Source organism: Rhodococcus sp. HM1, assembly GCF_023218075.1.
Lineage (GTDB): Bacteria > Actinomycetota > Actinomycetes > Mycobacteriales > Mycobacteriaceae > Rhodococcus.
The window spans coordinates 1-414 of the sequence record NZ_JALPTB010000220.1; the positions used below are offsets into that span (position 1 = coordinate 1).

At 68.6% G+C, this 414-nt stretch carries 1 protein-coding gene; it reads right to left on the reverse strand.

Annotation, left to right across the window (positions count from 1 at the left end):
- A partial coding sequence (locus tag M1M07_RS32510) for an FGGY family carbohydrate kinase (protein ID WP_248676805.1) occupies nucleotides 1–414 on the reverse strand: 414 nt, incomplete at both ends.

The window sequence follows — 414 nt, forward strand, 5'->3', positions numbered from 1 at the left end:
TCTCGAACAGCGCCAGCAATTCCTCGTCCCAGTCCTGGCTGTGGATGTTGAACAGCAGGGTGCGCGAAGCGTTGGTCGCGTCGGTGCGATGGGAGCGGCCGCCGGTCAGGCGCCAGAGCAGGAAGCAGTCGACGGTGCCGAAGCGCAGCTCGCCGCGTTCGGCGCGCTGGCGGGCGCCGGGCACGTTGTCGAGGATCCAGCGCAGCTTGGTGGCGGAGAAATACGGATCGATCAGCAGCCCGGTGCGCGCGCTGACATTGGCCTCGTGGCCGGCGGCCTTGAGTTCGGCACAGTAGTCGGCGGTACGACGATCCTGCCAGACGATGGCCGGGTGGATCAGGTCGCCGCTGGCGGCGTCCCAGACCAGCGTGGTCTCGCGCTGGTTGGTGATGCCGATGGCGGCGATGTCGGCCG